We start from the raw sequence: 16,658 nt of genomic DNA, 5'->3' as shown, positions 1-16,658 counted from the left end.
TCATGCACAGCCTCAGAATCAGCCAGCTTGCCGAACAGGCCGGCGTCGGCATCGATACCGTACGCTACTACGAGCGCAGCGGCCTGCTGCCGGAACCGCCGCGCCGGCCGTCCGGCTATCGCGAGTACCCCCTGCAGAGCCTGCAGCGCCTGCGCTTCATCCGTCGCGCCAAGGCCCTCGGCTTCAGCCTCGAGCAGATCGCGGGCCTGCTGGAACTGTCGGACCAGCGTGGCGACGTCGAAGCCGTCAAACGCCTCGCGCAGCAGCGCCTCGGCGAGGTCGAGGCCAAGCTGCTCGAACTGCAGCGCATCCGCGACGGACTGCGCGGCCTGGTCAAGGCCTGCCCCGGACACGGCGCCACCGAGCAGTGCCCGATCCTGCAGGCGCTCAGCGGGGAGACGGCGTGATGGACAAGATCCCTGAACACCGCTGCGGTGCACACCACCGGCACGCGGAGAACGGCCACGGCGCGCACACGCCGGCGACACATGCCGGTCACGACCGCGGCGATGGTGCCAAGCCGGCACCTGCCGCACACGCCTGCTGCGCGACGTCCGGTTCCCGGCCCAAGCCGGCTCCCGCGACACCCGGCAGCCAGTGGACCTGCCCGATGCATCCGCAGATCCTGCAGGACCATCCGGGCAGTTGCCCGATCTGCGGCATGGCGCTGGAACCGACGAATCCGGCCGCCGAGGACGATTACGGCGAGCTGCACGACATGATCCGGCGCTTCTGGATCAGCGTGCCGCTGGCGCTGCTGACGCTGGTGCTGGCCATGGGGCCGATGCTCGGCCTGCCGCTGCACGGCGGCTGGAACGGCTGGACCCAGCTCGCACTCGCGACGCCGGTCGTGCTGTGGGCCGGCGCGCCGTTCTTCGTGCGCGGCTGGCAGTCACTGGTCCATCGAAACCTCAACATGTTCACGCTGATCGCGCTGGGCACCGGCGCGGCATGGCTGTTCAGCCTCGCCGCGCTGCTGTTCCCGGGCACCCTGCCCGCCGCCTTTCTCGAACACGGCCAGCCGCCGCTCTACTTCGAGGCGGCGGCGGTCATCGTCGCGCTGGTGCTGCTCGGCCAGGTGCTGGAACTGCGCGCCCGCGCCCAGACCTCCGGCGCGATCAAGGCCCTGCTCAGGCTCGCACCGAAGACGGCGCGCCGGCTTGACGACGACGGCGTCGAGCGCGATGTCGACGTCGAGCAACTGCAGGCCGGCGACCGCCTGCGCGTGCGGCCCGGCGAAAAGATCCCGGTGGACGGTCGCGTGATCGACGGCAGCAGTCATGTCGACGAGTCGATGCTGACCGGCGAACCCGCGCCAGTGCGCAAGCAGCGCGACGATGCGCTGAAGGCCGGCACCGTCAACGCCAGCGGCAGCCTGCTGATGCTGGCCGAACAGGTCGGCGCCGAGACGCTGCTGTCGCAGATCGTGCACATGGTCGCCGACGCGCAGCGCTCGCGGGCGCCGATTCAGCGGCTGGCGGACGCGGTCGCCGCGTGGTTCGTGCCGGCGGTGGTGATCATCGCCGCGATCGCCGCCGGCGTCTGGGCCTGGTTCGGCCCGCAACCGGCGCTCGCCCACGCCCTGGTGGTCGCGGTGTCGGTGCTGATCATCGCCTGCCCCTGCGCACTCGGCCTCGCCACGCCGATGTCGATCATGGTCGGTGTCGGTCGCGGCGCCCAGGCCGGCGTACTGATCCGCGACGCGGCCGCGCTCGAGGCACTGGAGAAGATCGACACGCTCGTCGTCGACAAGACCGGCACGCTGACCGAGGGCCGGCCGACGCTCAACCGGGTGCTGACCATGCCCGGCTTCGACGAAAACGAGCTGCTCGGGCTTGCCGCGGCGGTCGAGCAGGCCAGCGAGCACCCGCTGGCGCGCGCGATCGTCGAGGGTGCGCAGGCGCGCGGGATCTCCCCCGCCCCTGCCACCGGGTTCGACTCCGACCCGGGCCTCGGCGTCTGGGCCACGGTCGGCGGACGCGAAGTCGCGATCGGCAACCAGCGCCTGCTGCAGGCTCGCGGGGTCGACCCCGGCGAACTCGCGGCGACGGCGGACCAGCAGCGTGCAGACGGCGCGACGGCGATCTACGTCGTCGTCGACCAGCGCGTCGCCGGCCTGCTCGTGGTGGCCGATGCGATCAAGGCCAGCGCCGCGGACGCCGTGCGCGCACTCAAGGCCGAGAACATCCGCGTGATCATGCTCACCGGCGACAACCTGCGTAGCGCGCAGGCAGTCGCGAAATCGCTCCAGGTCGATGAGGTCATCGCCGACGTGCTGCCACAGGACAAGGCCGCCGTCGTCAAGCGCCTGCAGGCCGAAGGCCGGGTCGTCGCGATGGCCGGAGACGGCGTCAACGATGCGCCGGCCCTGGCCCAGGCACAGGTCGGCATCGCGATGGGCACCGGCACGGACGTCGCGATGGAGTCCGCCGGAATCACGCTGGTCCAGGGCGACCTGCGCGGCATCGTCCGCGCGGTGCAGCTGTCGCGCCGGACGATGCGCAACATCCGCCAGAACCTGTTCTTCGCCTTCGCCTACAACGGCCTCGGCGTGCCGCTGGCGGCAGGCGTGCTCTACCCGGTGTTCGGCCTGTTGCTGTCTCCGATCGTCGCCAGCGCGGCGATGAGCCTGTCGTCGGTGTCGGTGATCGGCAATGCCCTGCGGCTCCGGCGCACGGCACTATGACCGTGATCCGAGCCCGATAGGAAATCCGCCTCCGTTCACGCGAATGTGATCTGCGTCGCCGATACTGCCCGGCTGGAGCGCTTCGGGGGGCGGACATGCAACGACGCAGGTTTCTGCAGGGACTGGGCGGGCTTTCGGGCAGCGTGCTGCTGCAGGGTTGTGGCAGCAGCGACGCCCCGGCTGGCGAAGGCGGCGGTGGCGATGCCGCCAAGGTGCGATTCGACCACGGCGTCGCCAGCGGCGATCCGCTGGCCGATCGCGTGATCCTGTGGACGCGTGTGACGCCGGAGACCGACGGCCCGGTCAGCGTGCGCTACGTCGTGGCCCGCGACCCCGACTTCGACCAGGTGCTCATCAGCGACACGGTCGTGACCGACGCGGTGCGCGACTACACGGTCAAGGTCGATCCGACCGCCCTCGAAGCCGGCACCCGCTACTGGTACCGCTTCGAGGCCGGCGACGCCGTCTCGCCGGTCGGCCGCACGAAGACGCTGCCGGTCGGCCACGTCGAGCATCTGCGCTTCGCCTTCACCTCGTGCTCGAACTACTCGGGCGGCTACTTCGGCGTCTATCGGCGCATGGCCGAGCGCAGCGACCTCGACGCGGTCTTCCACCTCGGCGACTACTTCTACGAGTCGGGCTCCAGCGGCGTGGAGGGCCTGAACCGCGGCCACAGCAATGGCCGCGAGACGGTCACGCTGGAGGACTACCGCGACCGGCACGCGCAGTACCGCACCGACCCGGACCTGCAGGCGATGACCGCACAGCACCCGCTGATCGCGGTCTGGGACGACCATGAGTCGACGAACGATTCCTGGCGCGACGGCGCGCAGAACCACACCGAGGGCGAAGAGGGCGTCTGGGCGCTGCGCAAGGCCGCGTCGATCATGGCCTACTTCGAGTGGATGCCGATCCGCGTCGCCGACGCGTCCGACCCGCAGCGCATCTGGCGGCAGTTCGTGTTCGGCGATCTGGTCGACCTGCTGATGCTCGACACGCGGCTGTACGGCCGCGACGAGCAGCTCTCGACGCCGCCGCTCGATCAGGCCGCGCTCAACGACCCGACGCGCCAGCTGCTCGGCGTGCCGCAGGAAAACTGGCTGACCGACAGACTCACGACCTCGACGGCACGCTGGAAGCTGCTCGGACAGCAGGTGATGTTCGCGCAGCTGCGCCTGGCCTCGCTGCCGGACCTGTCGCTGCTCGGCATCACCCTGGCCGAGGAACTGCTCGCGATCAACGCCGACCAGTGGGACGGCTACCCGGCGGCGCGCGACCGTGTGTTCGACGCCATCGAGCGCGCCGGCGTCGACAACCTCGTCGTGCTCACCGGCGACATCCACAGCTCCTGGGGTTGCGAGCTGTACCGCGACCCGGGCGAACTGGTGACACTGCTCGACAACATCGTCGGCGATCCGCTGGACCTCGGACTGATCAAGGCGCTCGGCGTCGAGTTCGTCTCTCCGTCGGTGACGTCGGGCGGATTCCCCGACGGCACCACGCCGCTGCTGCAGACGCTGTTCGGCGTCGTCGACCCGCACATCAAGTACTTCGACGGCCAGCGCCACGGCTACGTGCTGCTCGACATCACCCACGAGCGCACCCAGGGCGAGTGGTGGTACGTCGATTCCATCCTCGAACCGGATGCACCCGAGCAGTTCGGTCGCGCGCTGTACACCAACGCCGGCGAAAACCGCCTGCGCGAAGCAGCGGCACCGACGACATCCCGCTGAGCACGGACATCGGGTAGTCTGACCCGCCCCGCACGGGAGTTCGTCATGGCCGAGATCGTCAACCTGCGCCAGTTTCGCAAGCGCAAGCTGCGCGCCGAGGCCGAGCGCACTGCGGCGGAGAACCGGGTCCGGCACGGGCGCACGAAGTCGCAGAAGCAACGCGACGAAGCGGAGCAGGCCGAGGCGCAGCAACGACTCGATGCCCTGCGACGCGACCGGCCCGAACATGCCGACTGAGCCGGGTCAGCGCCGGGCGTTCTGGACCGCGCTGCTGGCCAACGCGATCTGGATCAACGCGTCCGAGATCTTCCGCTACTTCGTCTTCGTGATGCCGATGATGCGCGAGGCGTTTCCGCAGATCGACGACGTCGCGCCGATGAACTTCGGCGTATTCATGATCTGGGGTGCCTGGGACACGCTGCTGCTGTTCGCCGCAACCGGGTTCACGTGGCTGATGCTCGTCCAGTTCGGCTCCGGCATCCGCAACGCGGTGCTGGCCGGCACCGCGGTCTGGGCCGGCATTTTCGGCATCCTCTGGCTCGGCCTGTTCAACATGAACCTGGCCACCGGCGCCGTGCTCGCGGTCGCCCTGCCGCTGGCCTGGCTGGAGATGGTCGTCGCCGCGCTGCTGGTGCGCTGGTGCCTGCTCGCCGCTCAGGCGTAGCGCCAGCGCTGCCCGTCCTTCGAGTCCTCGACCAGCACGCCGCGGGCCTTGAGTTCGTCGCGGATGCGATCGGACTCGGCCCACTGCTTGTTCCTGCGTGCATCGGTCCGCTGCGCGAGCAGCGCCTCGATCTCCTCCGTCGACGGCGCCCCGTCGCTCCCCGGCGCCTGCGCGAACCACGCCGACGGCGCCTGCTGCAGCAGGCCGAGCAGCTCGCCGGCGTCGAGCATCTGCGCCTTGATGCGTGCCTTGTCGTCCGCCGCCGTCGCCTTGTTCGCGGCACGCGCCAGTTCGAACAGCTCGGCGAGCGCCATCGGCGTGTTCAGGTCGTCCTCCAGCGCGGCGACGAAGGCGTCGGTCGCCGTCACACCCGGCGCGGGCGTCACGTCCGCCAGCTCGCGCAGCGCGCCATAGAGTCGGTCGAGTTTCTTGCGCGCCTCGCTGACGACCTCCTCGGTCCAGTCGATCGGTTGCCGGTAGTGCCCGGTCAGCAGCACCAGGCGGATCACCTCGCCGGGCACCCGCTTGAGCAGTTCGTGCACCAGCAGCACGTTGCCGATCGACTTCGACATCTTCTGGCTGTCGACATTCAGAAAGCCGTTGTGCAGCCAGTAGCGGGCGAACACCTTGCCGCCATGCGCGCAGGTGCTTTGCGCGATCTCGTTCTCGTGGTGCGGGAAGATCAGGTCGTGACCGCCGCCGTGGATGTCGATGGTCTCGCCGAGCAGCGCCTCGGCCATCGCCGAGCATTCGATGTGCCAGCCCGGCCGGCCACGGCCCCAGGGCGAGTCCCAGCCCGGTTGCTCGTCGGTCGAGGGCTTCCACAGCACGAAGTCGCCGGCGTGCTTCTTGTACGGGGCCACCTCGACTCGGGCACCGGCCATCAGCGCCTGCTCGTCGCGACCCGACAGCTTGCCGTAGTCGCCATAGCTCAGCGTGTGGAACAGGACGTGACCCTTGGCCTCGTAGGCGTGCCCCGAGGCGACCAGCCGCTCGATCATCGCAATGGTCTCGGGCAGATGCTCGGTGACGCGCGGCGCGTGATCCGGCGGCAGCACGCCCAGTGCGGCCATGTCCTCGAAATAGATCGCCGCGTAACGGTCGGTGATCACGCGGATGTCGACGCCTTCCTTCGCGGCGGCCGCGTTGATCTTGTCGTCGATGTCGGTGATGTTGCGGACGTAGACCACGCCGGGGTAGCGGCGGCGCAGCACGCGCGCGAGCACGTCGAACACCACCGCCGGCCGCGCGTTGCCGATGTGGGCGTAGCTGTAGACCGTCGGCCCGCAGACGTACATCGTCACCCTGTTCGGATCGAGCGGAACGAAGTCTTCCTTGGTGCCGGAGAGCGTGTTGTGCAGCTGCATGATCAGGGTGCGCGGATCGAAAAACGCGCGCAGGATACCCGCACCGCCCCCTTCCGTGCTGGCCGCGGGCCGAACTGCCACAATGGCGCGGCTCCGCAGGATGCACAGATGCCCGATTCCGCCGCTCCCTCCCACCACACGCGCCGCGGCTTTCGCAATCCGCACAGCAACGATGCGCATGGCGGCTGGGATGCGCTGCGCTGGCTGCCGGGCTTCCTGCTCAAGCCCTACCGCAGGCCGGAGCTGCCGTGGCGGCGCCCCGACCCCGCCCTGCTGCGCACACCGACGGACACCGACCGCCTGACCTGGATCGGCCATTCGAGCTTCCTGCTGCAGTTCGCCGGCCGCAACCTCGTCACGGACCCGCATCTCACCGCCCGCGCATCGCCGCTGCGCCGCGCCGGCCCGCGGCGACTCAACCCGCCGGCGCTGGACTTTCCCGACCTGCCGCCGCTGGACCTCGCCCTGATCTCGCACGATCACTACGATCATCTCGACGAGGCCACGGTCGTGCGTCTCTCACGCGAGCATCCGTCGCTGCACTTCGTGGTGCCGCTGGGTCTGAAGGCCTGGTTCGCGCACCGCGGCATCGTCCGCGTGACCGAGCTCGACTGGTGGCAGCACACGGACATCGGCGGACTGCGCGTGCACGCCGTGCCCGCGCAACACTTCTCCGGCCGCGGCGCGCGCGACCGCAACGCGACGCTGTGGTGCGGCTTCGTCGTCGAGAGCGACGGCCGACGCGCCTACTTTGCCGGCGACACCGGCTACTCGCCGGACTTCGCCGCCATCGGTGCCCGCTTTGCGCCGGTCGATCTGGCGCTGATCCCGATCGGCGCCTACGCGCCGCGCTGGTTCATGCAGGCGATGCACATCGATCCCGAGGAAGCGGTACGCATCCACCGTGACATCGGCAGCCGCTTCTCGGTGGCGATGCACTGGGGCACCTTCCGCCTCACCGAGGAGCCGATCGACGAGCCGCCGCAGCGATTACGCGCCGCGCTCGATGCCGCGGGGATTGCGCAGGACCGGTTCCGCGTGCTCGCGCACGGCGAGACGCTGGCTCTGGAGTGGACGCAGTAGCGGACGCAGTCGTGTTTTCCGCCATGTAGGAGCGCCTTCGGGCGCGACTTCTTTTCAGGCGGCAGCTGCGCCGTCGCGCCTGAAGGCGCGCCTACAAGTCGGGGCGAGGCGTGTTCACTCCGGCAGCCGTCGGCGCAACAGGCTTTCCATCTGCGCCCGCCGCGTCTCGGCATCGAGCTTGGACAGGCGCTCGACGGCCTCGTGAAACCGCGCCCAGTCGCGGTCCGCGCGCTCAAACAGCAGCGCGAACGCCGGCACGTACTCGTCGTACAGGCCGAAGGGCAGCAGGCGCGCGTTGTTCGGCGCGTCGTCGGCAAAGAAGGCGTCGTAGCGTGTGTCGCCGCCCCAGGCCGTGTCGCGCAGGCGCTCGTACTGCGCCTCGAGCCGCGCGAACTCCTCGGCCTTGCGTACGCGCATGGTCTCGGCGTCGAGCGGCAGCGTGTACAGGTCTTCCAGGCGTTGACGGGCGGCCAGCACCAGCTGCACGAACTGCGTGCGCCGGCCGCGCGCCTGTTCGTCCGGTGGCGACACCTGCGGGTGCTGTGCGAGGTACTCGCGCAGTCCCTGCTGCTCGACGAAGCTCGCGTAGGATTCGTTGAAGGCGCTGTCGTCCCGCACGTAGCGCTTCTGGTGCGCCAGCTCATGGAACAGGGTGCCGATCAGCGTCGCGTCGTCCCAGCGCATCATCGTGCTGAGCAGCGGGTCGTCGAACCAGCCCAGCGTCGAATACGCCGGCACGCCGCCGATGTACACGTCATGACCCTGCTCGCGCAGTTCACGCGCCCGCGCCTGCGCCTTGTCGAGGGCGTAGTAGCCCTGGTAGGCGACGCAGCCGGCGAAGGGAAAGCAATGCTCCAGCGGTTCCAGCGAGAGCTCCGGTGTCGCGAACACGTTCCAGGCCACGTATTCCCGCTGCAGGTCGGCGTACGCGGTGTAGCTGCCGTTGGCCGGCAGCCCGAGCCGCTGCGCGGCCCAGGCGCGGGCTTCGCGCACCGCGCTCAGGCGCTCGCGCAACGGCGCCGCGGTCGCGGGATCGTCGATCAGCCGCTCGATCGGCTGACGTGCGGACAGCAGCGCGATCTGCCCGCCGGCCAGGTGCACGTAATAGCCCAGCCGCGCGCAGCCCGCGAACAGGGGCAGCAGCAGCATCACAGCGATTGCCGGCAGTCGCATCGACATTCACAAAAGCGTAATCTGATCCGCGATCACGGACGTACCAGGCACAGGATAGTGCCGCAGTCTTTTGGAGGAGAGTGCCCCATGTCGATGCGTATTCCTGCCCTTGCCGGGCTCGTCCTGCTGTTGTCCGCCTGCAGCGACGACGGAGGCTCCTCTTCCGGCGGCAATCCGCTAACCGCAGGCGAGTCGCCGCCGCGGGTCGCCGTGACGGCCGACCGCGCCGGCACCAGCTACCGTCAGGAGATCGCCTCGCCCGTCACTGGCGACACGACCGTCGTCCAGGTGTTCGAACCCACGCAGCTGCAGGCGGGCAAGACCTATCCGCTGGTGCTCCAGGGCCATGGCTACGGCGGCTCGCGCGAAACCGGCGCCCCGGACGGCAGCTTCATCAAGCGGCTCAACGACGCCGGCTACTACGTGATCTCGATCGACCAGCGCGGCTTCGGCGAGTCCAGCGGCACCGTGCGTGTGATGGACCCGGACTACGAAGGCCAGAATCTCGTCGCCGTGCTCGACTGGGCGGAGGATCTCGAAGGCCTGCGCCGGCGCGAGAACGGCGAGATGTACGTCGGCAGCTACGGCGGCTCCTACGGCGGCATGTACCAGTTCCTGCTGTTCGGCGCCGATCCCAAGCACCGCCTGCGCGTGATCGCCCCCGACATCACGCCGCACGACCTTGTCTACGCGCTCAACCCGCACGAGGTCATCAAATCCGGCTGGGCGCTGGTGCTGGTTGCCGGCGGCGAGGCGAGCAACGTCACCGGCCTCACCGCGGGCGAGATTCCCGTCGGCCTGAACCAGGACGAGGCGATCGTCGAGACCCTCGTGCAGGGCGCGCTCACCAACGACTTTCCCGAAGCCGGCCGCAACTTCTTCGCCTATCACAGCGTGCGCTACTTCTGCGACGGTGTAGCGCCCGGCCCGCAGGACTTCATGTTCGCGACGCCCGATACCTTCCTCGTGCCGCCCGGCCCGGTTCCCGCGGTCGACGCGCTGATCACGCAGGGCTTCAGGGACACGCTGTTCAACTTCAACGATGGCCTGCGCAACTACGAATGCATGAAGGCACGCGGCGGCGACGTGCGCCTGCTGACGCATCAGTCCGGACACATCCTGCCGCTGTCGACCGAAGCGCTCGAAGGTCCGCTCGACCCGTTCTACGCGGCACTGACGCTGCCCAACTTTCAGGATGCCGGCGGCAGCGGTGCCTGCGGCAGCATCGACCTGCCCGCCGTGCGCTTCGCATGGTTCGAGGAGAAGCTGCGCGGCCAGTCCGGCGCCGTCGACACGGCGCTGGCCACCGGCAGCGATGTCTGCCTGAGCCTTGCCGATGACGACGCCATCGCCGTGCGCAGCGTCAAGCGCGGCGGCGAAGGCTTCGAGATCGCCGCGGAGACGCCGCAGCTCAGCGGCACGCTCGGCGCACTCGGCTCGCTGCTCGGCAACGGCGCGCGCGAGGCGATGCTCGCCACCCAGCCGCTACGGACCGTGGAGGCGGGCGGCGCGATCCTCGCCGGCGTGCCGCTGCTCGATGTCGAGGTCACCGGACTGTCCGGCCTGGAGATGACCGCCTGCGCGACGCCGATCCTCCAGCTCGGCTGCGATCCGATTCTCTTCGTCGGTGTCGGCCGTCGCGCCGCGGGCACCGAGCGCTGGGACCTGGTCGACGACCAGCTCACGACGCTGCGCGGCTTCGGCCGGCATACCCTGGAGATGACCGGCATCGCTGAGCGTTTCGCCGAGGGTGATCAGATCGGCCTGCTGGTCTTCGGCTTCCACCCGCAGTTCCCGGTTACCTGGTCGCGCGATCTGCTGGTGCCGGCGCTCAACCTCTCGGGCAGCGTGCAGCTGCCGCTGCTGGCGCCGGGCGAGATCGTGCGCGAGGGCGTGTAGCCCGGCAAGCCGTCCGTTGCGCGACATCGCGCCACGTTCTCAGGCCCGCCGGCCGTGTTCGCGCAGCTGGGCATGACATCGAGTCATGCCTCGCCGGGCGCAGGCACCGGCCGGGCCTTCACGACATCGTCTAGCCCGCATTTCTCACAGGGTCGCCTTCGATCCCCGTGCGCAAGTTGAAGAGCATTGGATCGTTCATGCGGCGTGCTCTGAACAGAGTGTCGGAAGGATCGAAGGCTGATCGGCGCTGGCCTGTCTGCGGGGCCAATGGCTTGGGCTTCACTCAAGCCATGGAACAACCATGTCTTTCGCTCCAGCCCGGCGCCACTGGCCTCCTCGACCGACGGCCATCACTCGATCCCCCTATGAGAAATGCGGGCTAGGCGCGTCCGTTCAGCCAGACGCCCAGTCCCTGGGCGTTGAGTTCCATGTCGAAAGCAAGCAGCTTGCGCGCGCGCGCCTCCGAGACCGGCGCATCGAGCATCGCCAGCTCGCGCAGGGCGTCGGCCACCAGCGCCGCCACCAGCTGGGCGTGGCGGTTGGGCGCCGCGGCGAGTTGTCCGGCGATGGTGCGATAGCGCTCGATGCCTGCGCGCAGGGTCTGCGCGAGCTGCGGCACGTTCTCCACGCTGCCGAAGTGGGTCAGGTACATGCGCTGCGGCGCAAACGACAGCAGGCGGTCCAGCGTGTGCATCCACGCGTCCGGCTCGAACTGCACCGGCGTGGTCGTAGGGAACAGGAACGGGCCGCCGGGTCCGTCGAACTCGCGATAGGACAGGCCGAAGGTGTCGCCGGTGAAGAAGCCGCGCGACACCGGGTCCCAGACGCAGAAGTGGTGCCGCGCGTGACCCGGTGAGTCGATGAACTGCAGCTCGGCATCGCCCAGCGGCAGCCGCGCAGCGTCTTCGGCGGCGATCACGCGAGACTCCGGCACCGGCGCGATCTCGCCGTACATGCGCTGCACCGCAGCGGTGCCATAGACCGCCTGGGCGCCGGCAATCAGCTTCGACGGATCGATCAGGTGCCGCGCGCCGCGCGGATGGGCGACCAGCTTCGCGGCAGGCAGCTCGCGCATCAGCACACCGGCGCCGCCGGCGTGATCGAGATGCACATGCGTGGGAATCACGTAGCGCACCCGTTCGCGGGCGATGCCGCGCGCCTCGAGCAACGCGAGCAGGCGCGGCACGCCGTGCGCGGTACCGGCTTCGACGAAGGCGACGTCGTCGCCGCGCTGCAGCAGATAGCAGCAGGCCAGGCCCGGACGTTCCTGCAGCGTGTCGACGCAGGTGATGCCGTGATCGTAGTCGCGGGTGGGCGGAAGCTGAGAACTCGGAGACATGATCAGTGTCGTGCAGAACGGACCGGCCGGCAGGCAAGCCTGCGATTGTGCGGCATTCCGGCAGTCATGGGCAGGCCCTCACGCCGCCTTGCGCAGCAGGCCGACCAGTTCCTCGCGGCGGTACAGGCCGAGCTTGCGGTAGATGCGTGAGGCGTGATTGGCCACCGTGCTGATGGCGATGTCGTACTCGCGCGCGATGCTCTTGAAGGTCTTGCCGGCGGCCAGCGCGCGCGCGATCTGCTGCTCGCGCGCCGACAGGGCGTCGAGCGGGTGCGGCCGGCGCGCATTGATCAGCAGCAGCCCGCCGCGGCGCTGCACGCGAAAGTGCAGTCCGTCCGCGGTGAACTCGCCGGTTCCGTCGGCCGCCACACCGGCCGGTAGCGGAAACGGCAGGCGACGCTCCGTGCCTTCACCCGGCGCATCGGGCAGCAAGTCGAAGAACCGCCGGCTGGCCAGCACCACCCGGCCCTGCTCGTCGACCAGTGCCGCCGACCCGCGCGAGTGGCGGCCCATGGCCTGCAGCCATTCGTCGCGCTGGACCAGCTGCAGCAATGACAGGCTGGCCGCCTGCACCAGGTGACCGAGCGCCCGCCGCAGGGCATCGTCCACGCCGGTCGGCGTGTCCGCGAACAGCAGCAGCACCGTGCTGTGCATCGCCGTACCCCGGTGCATCAGGTGGAAGCCCTCGGCCGCCGCGGCAGAACGCCCGTCGATCCGCCAGTCGGCGGCCAGCGACGTCACCGGGCCGCTGCGCTGCCCGTCCGGAAAGGTGATCCCGGCCACTTCCTCCGGCGCGATCGGCGCCGGCCAGGCCGCGAAGTCCACGCGCTGGCCCTGCACGGTCTGCAGCAGCCAGGCACCGGCACCGGCACCGCACCACTGGCACAGGCGCTCGAGGGCCGCGGTCATGAACTGCGTATCGGACTGCTCGACCACGCAGCCGTACAGCGACTCGATGAGCCGGTCGAGGCCGCTGTCCCCCTGTTCTGGCATCGCTGCGTCCCGTTCTTCTGGTGTCGCGAGCGGTGGCACACCGCCGCGCTATCTAGCCCTGTAGATACAACAGCCTCGCGCCCCACGGCAAGCGCTGCGGGAAAACCCGGACGCGCTTGGCGGGCCACGGCCTTACACTCCGCTCCCCGGTACGTTTCGTGCTTCTGGTACCGGTCATCCGGCCCGTCAGAGGCCGGGCCTGCTGTCATTTGAAGGGGATGAGAGATGAACCATGTTGCGACCCGGGTCCGCAGCCGCGGCGCCCTGTTGTTGCTCTTTGCCCTGCTGACCGCCTGCGGCAGCAGTACGGCACCCGACACCGGCGCCGCGCCGACCCAGCCCGGGACGGTCACGCCGCTGCCCTCGCCGCCACCGGTTGCCGACGCCCAGTGCGCCGATCCCGAGGCGGCCACCGCCGAACGGATCAGCCTGCTCGGCGATGCCGAACTGCTCGAAGTCATCGTCAGTTTCCACGGCAGCGGCCCGCTCGGGCTCGACCGCATCAGCCTGCTCGAACAGCTCGGCCTGACCGGTTTCGCACTCAAGCGCCTGCCGATCGCCGGCGTGCTCGCCACGCGTGGCCAGATCGAGGCCCTGCAGCAACTGCCGGGTGTGCGCTCGGTACGCTGGAACGCGCCGCTGAGCTACGAGGACGACGTCGCCCGCGAACTCACCTCCGTCGACCAGGCCTACGCCGCGCCGGAGCTGGTCAACGCCGCCGGCGAACCGATCACCGGCAAGGGCGTGACCATCCTCGTCAACGACTCGGGCATCGACGCCACCCATCCGGACCTGTTCTACGGTGACAAGGTGGTGCGCAACGCGCTCGGCCACCTGAACCTGCGCAGCCTCACCGAGAACGAGATGGCGCCGTTCACGCCGATCGAAGGCGTGCCCAATACCGACCTGCTCGGCTCGCACGGCACGCACGTGGCCGGCATCGCCGGCGGCGACGGCACCGCGTCCGGCGGCCGCTTTGCCGGTGCTGCGCGCGGCGCCAGCATCGCCGGCTACGGTTCCGGCGCCGCGCTGCTGGTGCTCGACTCGCTCGGCGGCTTCGACTACGCCCTGCAGCTGCTCGACGAGGCGCCGGAGCTGAACCTGCGCATCGTCACCAACTCCTTCGGCGATACCGGCGACGTCGGCACCTGCTTCGATCCGGACAACCCGACCAACATCGCCACCAAGGCGCTGGCCGACCGTGGCGTCATCGTCGTGTTCTCGGCCGGCAACGCCGGCTCGGGCCAGGACACGATCACCGGCAACTTCAAGAAGGCGCCGTGGGTCATCGTCGCCGGCAACGGCGAGAAGTCCGGCCTGCTGGCACCGTCGTCCTCGCGCGGCTCGCTGGCGCACCCGACCTACACGGTCGAGGTGGACGGCGAGACCTACGTGGTCGAGGACCGCCCGACGGTCGTCACGCCGGGCACCAACTACATCGCCGCCCGCGCGGTCGCCGCCGACCCGTTCGCGCCGCTCGACACGCAGGCGGACATCGAGTCCGGCGAAATCCCGCTGGAGCTGATTCCGTTCTACACGCGCAAGACCGGCACCAGCATGGCCGCGCCGCACCTCGCCGGTCTGACCGCCCTGCTGCTCGAAGCCAACCCCGCGCTCACCTGGCGCGAGGTCAAGCAGATCTTCAAGCAGACCGCGACCAACATGCCCGGCTACGCACCGTGGGAAGCGGGCGCCGGCTTTGCCAACGTCGAGGCTGCGCTGGCGATGGCGCTGGACCTGCGCAGCGACTACGGCAAGACCAACCACACGCAGCGCGGCTTCTACGCCGAGATCGGCCTGGGTGACGCCACCAGCGAGCGCTTCACGATCGACTTCCTCCCCGTGGGCCCGGTCACCGAATCGCAGTTCGAGGTCGGTACCGACATCGCGCTGGTCACCGCGCAGTGGACCCAGCCGCTCGGCAACCCCTGCACCTGCGCCGTCGTGCTGATCGACCCGGAAGGCAATCGCTACGGCTCCGGTATTGCCCTGCCGCTGCTCGGTTCCACCGTTGCCGCCGTCGGCCGCGGCGTTCCCGGCACCTGGACCGTCACCGTGCGCGGCATCGGCTCGGTGTCCGGCGTGCCGGTCGACCCGGCCGGCGTCACCAACGGCATCGCCGGCCCCGGCTCGGCCGACGTCAACGTCACGCAGTTCGCCGCCGCGGAACCGCGCGGCGTCGATGACGTGGCCGGCCATCCGCTGGAGGAGTACGTGCTCGCCGCCGTCACCGCACGACTGATCGACGGCCTGCCCGGTGGCTTCGACCCGGATGCGCCGCTGACACGCGCCCAGTTCGTCGAGTACCTGATGGCCTGGGGCGTGCGCCAGACGCGCGCACACGACGGCAGCCTGCGCTTCGCCGACATCCCGGCCGACGCCGGGCACGTCGCCGCCGCGGCAGAGGCCGTGACCCGCAGCGGCCAGCTCCTGCTCAGCCGTGACACCGCGTCCCGGCCGCTGCTGCCGCTTTCCGGCAACAGCTTCGACACCGGCGCGCCGGTCACGCGCCAGCAGGTCGCCTACGCGCTGGTCCAGGCCATCGGCCTGCAGGACCGGGCAGACGGTCATGCCGGCGCCGCACTCACCGCACCGGACGCCGACGGCAACCCCGTCCCGGTCTCCGATGCGGCGGAAGTCGATCCGGCCCTGCTCGGCCACGTCCAGGAAGCCCTGAACCTGCGCATCCTCGATGCCGAGATCATCGACGGGCAGGCCCGCATCGCACCACGCACCGCCGTCACCCGCGCCGAGTACGCCGCCTACGCGATGCGCACCTACGCCACCGTGCCCTTCCCGAACTGATCGACCAGCGGGACCATCAAGGCCGCGAGCAGTCATGCTCGCGGCCTTTCTCTTTTATCCCTCACTGCACTGCGCACCGCCGCCACTCCACGGCACCCCATACTCGCCCGTTCGCCCCGAGTGCCGCAGCACCGCTGCGGTGTATCGAGGGGTTGCCCGACGCGGCCCCCACCACCGAGTCCGGAAAGTCCTATTTGAAAGTTCCCCCTCTCCCGCCTGCGGGAGGGTCGGGGAGAGGGCCGCGCGCAGCGCGTAAAGCGCAAACTGAGAACCGGCCCTTCGCACCACACCTGCGAACAACTTCACACCCCGACTAGAAAAGTACCTCGCAAAACCGACCCGACAGGCATATCGTCCGATTCTGGGGATTCATCGGGGCGGCCATGCACCGCGCAACGCGAAGCGCCTTCGCAACCTCCGGTGCGCCAAACACTGTGCGTGCCGACAAGATCGCGCCCGCCTTGCGCACCCGCCTGACCCTGCGCCCCGGCGAGAACGGCACCAGGAAACTGCAAGCCAAGTACGGCCCGCGCTTGTTAGCCGTGCGCTACCGCTACGACCCCGTCGGCCAACGCCGCCTCAAGACCGTCGAGCTGATCAAAGAAGAAATTCCGTGGAGCGTACCGAGGGCTCGCAACGCCCCCGCTGCTGACACTCCGGTCCACATCCGTATCGCCCTCGACGAGCTGGAACTACGGCAAGACGTGAAGGCCGCAGGCGCCCGATGGGACAAGGACCGCAAACTCTGGCTCCTGCCGTACCGACTCGTTGCCGGCCTCGACGCCCGCATCGTCGTAACTGGAAGCATATAGATGTGGATACGACGTTACCCCGCGTTGAGTAGCGTTTCGATTAGAGCCCGTGAGTTGATGATATCGCTGTGGCAGCGAGCTGCCGTGCATAGTCGGCGGGCGTC

13 protein-coding genes are annotated in these 16,658 nt (G+C 69.5%); 9 read left to right on the top strand and 4 right to left on the bottom strand.

Features of this window, described 5'->3' with window-relative positions:
* Positions 1-2 precede the first annotated feature (2 nt).
* From C8D93_RS00065 to C8D93_RS00045, 5 genes are all read left to right on the top strand, one after another.
* On the top strand, positions 3-407 hold the full coding sequence (locus C8D93_RS00065; protein WP_110263141.1) for a MerR family transcriptional regulator: 405 nt from the start codon (positions 3-5) through the stop codon (positions 405-407).
* Positions 407-2,686: a copper-transporting P-type ATPase gene (locus tag C8D93_RS00060; RefSeq protein ID WP_110263140.1), complete on the top strand. Its 2,280-nt coding sequence runs from the start codon at positions 407-409 to the stop codon at positions 2,684-2,686. Before C8D93_RS00065 ends, C8D93_RS00060 begins: the two co-directional genes overlap by 1 nt.
* 95 nt (positions 2,687-2,781) lie before the next feature.
* Positions 2,782-4,419, top strand: coding sequence for an alkaline phosphatase D family protein (locus tag C8D93_RS00055; RefSeq protein WP_110263139.1), 1,638 nt, complete (start codon positions 2,782-2,784; stop codon positions 4,417-4,419).
* 45 nt (positions 4,420-4,464) lie between these two features.
* Positions 4,465-4,656, top strand: coding sequence for a DUF4169 family protein (locus tag C8D93_RS00050; protein WP_110263138.1), 192 nt, complete (start codon positions 4,465-4,467; stop codon positions 4,654-4,656).
* Entirely contained in the window at positions 4,646-5,083 is a 438-nt protein-coding gene (locus C8D93_RS00045; RefSeq protein ID WP_110263137.1) for a hypothetical protein, read from the top strand. Before C8D93_RS00050 ends, C8D93_RS00045 begins: the two co-directional genes overlap by 11 nt.
* On the opposite strand, the gene cysS is transcribed toward C8D93_RS00045, so the two are convergent.
* Positions 5,074-6,450: a cysteine--tRNA ligase gene (gene cysS / locus C8D93_RS00040; protein WP_110263136.1), complete on the bottom strand. Its 1,377-nt coding sequence runs from the start codon at positions 6,448-6,450 to the stop codon at positions 5,074-5,076. The genes C8D93_RS00045 and cysS overlap by 10 nt on opposite strands.
* Positions 6,451-6,558: 108 nt before the next feature.
* On the opposite strand from cysS, the gene C8D93_RS00035 reads away from it, so the two are divergent.
* The gene (locus C8D93_RS00035) at positions 6,559-7,533 is read left to right on the top strand and encodes an MBL fold metallo-hydrolase (protein ID WP_110263787.1); all 975 of its coding nucleotides are present in this window, start codon (positions 6,559-6,561) and stop codon (positions 7,531-7,533) included.
* Between the two features lie 114 nt (positions 7,534-7,647).
* Here the strand turns inward: C8D93_RS00035 and C8D93_RS00030 are convergent, their stop codons facing one another.
* Positions 7,648-8,712 (bottom strand): aminopeptidase, encoded by a 1,065-nt coding sequence (locus tag C8D93_RS00030; protein ID WP_110263135.1) that lies wholly within the window; start codon positions 8,710-8,712, stop codon positions 7,648-7,650.
* Between the two features lie 81 nt (positions 8,713-8,793).
* Between C8D93_RS00030 and C8D93_RS00025 the strand changes: the two genes are divergently transcribed.
* Positions 8,794-10,605 carry a CocE/NonD family hydrolase gene (locus tag C8D93_RS00025; protein WP_110263134.1) on the top strand — a complete coding sequence of 604 codons (1,812 nt, stop codon included), beginning with the start codon at positions 8,794-8,796 and terminating at the stop codon, positions 10,603-10,605.
* Positions 10,606-10,984: 379 nt separating this feature from the next.
* Here the strand turns inward: C8D93_RS00025 and C8D93_RS00020 are convergent, their stop codons facing one another.
* Positions 10,985-11,944 (bottom strand): MBL fold metallo-hydrolase, encoded by a 960-nt coding sequence (locus C8D93_RS00020; RefSeq protein WP_110263133.1) that lies wholly within the window; start codon positions 11,942-11,944, stop codon positions 10,985-10,987.
* A 78-nt stretch (positions 11,945-12,022) separates the two neighbouring features.
* Entirely contained in the window at positions 12,023-12,937 is a 915-nt protein-coding gene (locus tag C8D93_RS00015) for a helix-turn-helix transcriptional regulator (protein ID WP_110263132.1), read from the bottom strand.
* A gap of 225 nt (positions 12,938-13,162) precedes the next feature.
* Here C8D93_RS00015 and C8D93_RS00010 point away from each other — a divergent pair, with 225 nt between their 5' ends.
* Positions 13,163-15,742 (top strand): S8 family serine peptidase, encoded by a 2,580-nt coding sequence (locus C8D93_RS00010; RefSeq protein ID WP_110263131.1) that lies wholly within the window; start codon positions 13,163-13,165, stop codon positions 15,740-15,742.
* Between the two features lie 434 nt (positions 15,743-16,176).
* Complete coding sequence (locus C8D93_RS00005) at positions 16,177-16,554, top strand: hypothetical protein (protein WP_110263130.1); 378 nt, start codon at positions 16,177-16,179, stop codon at positions 16,552-16,554.
* The last annotated feature ends 104 nt before the right edge of the window (positions 16,555-16,658 follow it).

Origin of the sequence: Sinimarinibacterium flocculans (genome assembly GCF_003201205.1) — a bacterium.
In the GTDB taxonomy this organism is placed as follows: Bacteria; Pseudomonadota; Gammaproteobacteria; order Nevskiales; family Nevskiaceae; genus Solimonas; species Solimonas flocculans.
This window is presented reverse-complemented; position numbering and strand designations above follow the sequence as displayed.

Coding starts and splice junctions, on each gene's coding strand:
- C8D93_RS00025 (WP_110263134.1), top strand. CDS start 8,794: ATGTCGATGCGTATTCCTGCCCTTGCCGGGCTCGTCCTGCTGTTGTCC.
- C8D93_RS00030 (WP_110263135.1), bottom strand. CDS start 8,712: ATGTCGATGCGACTGCCGGCAATCGCTGTGATGCTGCTGCTGCCCCTG.
- C8D93_RS00060 (WP_110263140.1), top strand. CDS start 407: ATGGACAAGATCCCTGAACACCGCTGCGGTGCACACCACCGGCACGCG.
- C8D93_RS00045 (WP_110263137.1), top strand. CDS start 4,646: ATGCCGACTGAGCCGGGTCAGCGCCGGGCGTTCTGGACCGCGCTGCTG.
- C8D93_RS00055 (WP_110263139.1), top strand. CDS start 2,782: ATGCAACGACGCAGGTTTCTGCAGGGACTGGGCGGGCTTTCGGGCAGC.
- C8D93_RS00035 (WP_110263787.1), top strand. CDS start 6,559: ATGCCCGATTCCGCCGCTCCCTCCCACCACACGCGCCGCGGCTTTCGC.
- cysS (WP_110263136.1), bottom strand. CDS start 6,450: ATGCAGCTGCACAACACGCTCTCCGGCACCAAGGAAGACTTCGTTCCG.
- C8D93_RS00050 (WP_110263138.1), top strand. CDS start 4,465: ATGGCCGAGATCGTCAACCTGCGCCAGTTTCGCAAGCGCAAGCTGCGC.
- C8D93_RS00010 (WP_110263131.1), top strand. CDS start 13,163: ATGAACCATGTTGCGACCCGGGTCCGCAGCCGCGGCGCCCTGTTGTTG.
- C8D93_RS00065 (WP_110263141.1), top strand. CDS start 3: ATGCACAGCCTCAGAATCAGCCAGCTTGCCGAACAGGCCGGCGTCGGC.
- C8D93_RS00015 (WP_110263132.1), bottom strand. CDS start 12,937: ATGCCAGAACAGGGGGACAGCGGCCTCGACCGGCTCATCGAGTCGCTG.
- C8D93_RS00020 (WP_110263133.1), bottom strand. CDS start 11,944: ATGTCTCCGAGTTCTCAGCTTCCGCCCACCCGCGACTACGATCACGGC.